This window comes from Blautia sp. DFI.6.71, assembly GCF_020593585.1.
Classification (GTDB): domain Bacteria; phylum Bacillota; class Clostridia; order Lachnospirales; family Lachnospiraceae; genus Blautia_A; species Blautia_A wexlerae.
Genome location: NZ_JAJDMJ010000108.1, coordinates 1 through 2,182, shown reverse-complemented (window position 1 = coordinate 2,182; position 2,182 = coordinate 1). Strand labels below are relative to the sequence as shown.

At 40.6% G+C, this 2,182-nt stretch carries 2 protein-coding genes; both read left to right on the top strand.

Going from position 1 to position 2,182, the window contains the following annotated elements; genetic code table 11:
* Nucleotides 1–113: 113 nt before the first annotated feature.
* Nucleotides 114–1,379, top strand: coding sequence for a tyrosine-type recombinase/integrase (locus LJE12_RS19375; protein ID WP_227227153.1), 1,266 nt, complete (start codon nucleotides 114–116; stop codon nucleotides 1,377–1,379).
* Complete coding sequence (locus LJE12_RS19370; RefSeq protein ID WP_227227154.1) at nucleotides 1,321–2,028, top strand: tyrosine-type recombinase/integrase; 708 nt, start codon at nucleotides 1,321–1,323, stop codon at nucleotides 2,026–2,028. The genes LJE12_RS19375 and LJE12_RS19370 overlap by 59 nt, the downstream gene beginning before the upstream one ends.
* The last annotated feature ends 154 nt before the right edge of the window (nucleotides 2,029–2,182 follow it).

The window sequence follows — 2,182 nt, the reverse complement described above, 5'->3', positions numbered from 1 at the left end:
TAGCAAATTTTTTCAGTACTGTAAAGTATTGTTACTAACCGGATACAGCACTAGAGGAAAAAAAGAAATCCCCGGATAAAATAAGCGTGGCATGACGGAAAGGATGGATGCCCTTGAGACTACAGGCGACAGAAGATGATGTATATCATTTGATGGACCTTAAAGAACAGTATTTTATTATGACAGCAATATGCAGTGTGGCAGAGGGAATCAGCGCATACTTTTTCATATACCAGAAAAGATGCTGGGATCTTGTATATTTGTGTACTGCACTGGCGCTTGCGATAATCCTGCTTCTTCGTCAGGCTATAAAAATCAGCCGGTCAGTCATGGCTCCCATGGCCTTTTCACGGACAGAACGCATGAAGCATTTTATGGAAGCCCTTTCCATGGGAAAAGAACTGAAGTTTTCACTGAGGGCTTTTAAAAAGCCGTTGCTTACAGAAGAGGAATACCAGCTACTTTCCTATCTTCAAAGAGAAGGGGATGTTTCCTATCATCTGAAATGCTTAAAAGAAAAGGCAAAAAGCAGGGAGTCCCATTTGGAAGATTCCCTCCAGGAGCAGATACAACGGGAATTTATAATCCGCCAGCTTGCGTTATTCATGATCTCCCTCGGTAAAGAAGCATATATTCCATCGAACTTTTATAAATGTGAAAAGAGACTGGTGCATATCTTGTCAGATGATGAAATATCAGCATTCTTTCATGAGATCGACAGTTATTCCCCAGAGATAAAAGCGGTCTCGTTTTTACGTCTGTCTACAGAGTATAAAGTGATCTTCAGATTGATCTATTGCTGTGGCCTGCGTATTTCGGAAGCGAGAAAACTTAAATGGAGTGATGCGGATCTTGGAGCGGGAATATTGACGATCATGCATTCAAAAGGTCATAAAGACAGACTGGTATATATGTCAGATGATCTTACGGTGTTAATAAAAGAATATAAAACAGTACTGAATGATTATTATGGGTGTATATCAGAATGGGTCTTTCCCGCAAGAGAACAGGGCAGATGCCTGTGTTCTGTCACTATAAACGCAGCATTTCGAAGGGCGTGGAATGCAACACCATATGCAGACGGCTGTGACAAAACGCCTACTGTTCACTGTCTCAGACATAGTTTTGTAGTAAAAAGAATGAATCTCTGGATGGAAGAAGGTGTCTCACTTAGAGAAATGCTTCCATTTCTGAGCCGATATCTGGGACATCAGAGTACAGATGATACTTTTTATTATTACCATCAGATCAGCGAAGCTTTCCAGATTATCAGAGACAGGGACAAGACTTCAGGTTTCGTTATCCCGGAGGTGACTGGCCATGAGTGGAAAAAAAGCGAAAAAAATACTGTTTTTCTCAAAAACACTGGATTTCCTTGAGCATTACCTGCCTGAACAGTCATTGAAAAGCCGGAATACAATAGAAACCTACCGCGATGCTTTGACCGTGTTTAGAAGATATGTAACCGACACTATGAATTTATCACTTCGTACCTTTGGTTTTGAGGAGTGTACACATGAGTTTCTGTTATTATACATTGAGTTCCTGCATAAAAACGGTAACAGCGAAACCACTTGTAATAACAGGCTTGCCGCGATCAGGGCTTATCTTTGGTACGCTGCTGATTGTGACATATCATTACAGTCAGCAGCTCTTACTGCTTCCCAGGTGCCTTTTCTTAAAGTACCAAAGCTGACACGCGAAGTCATCCCTGATGATGCCCTTAAGGCACTGCTCTCTGCTCCACCGGATACTAAGATAGGCCGAAGGGACAAGCTGATCCTGATATTGCTTTATGACTCTGCTGTCAGGGTTTCGGAATTATTATCTATGAATGTATCTTCTGTAAATCTGGAAGTCAGCATACCGTATCTGCGGTTTAAGATAAATAATGTTATCTTCATCTTTTTTTTACAGGGAAAGTTAGCATACATCCTTATATTTAGAAAAGATGAGGATAAAAATACTATGAGGATAAGCCACAGACGATATAGATTGCGTCAACACTTGAGATATCTGCTAGCATAATGACTCCTTTAGCGTATCCATAAGTACCTTCAGAAGTACTGGTTTGATCTCATTACTCATGCGGATAAGTAATCCGTCTGCTTCGATTTCAATCGTATGTGAATTGTCAACGAATCATGAAAGCTTATCTCAGCCTATAATGAAAATAGGATAC

Bases quoted from the DNA above. Each gene is read 5' to 3' on its own strand.
- LJE12_RS19370 (WP_227227154.1), top strand. From the start codon at position 1,321: ATGAGTGGAAAAAAAGCGAAAAAAATACTGTTTTTCTCAAAAACACTG.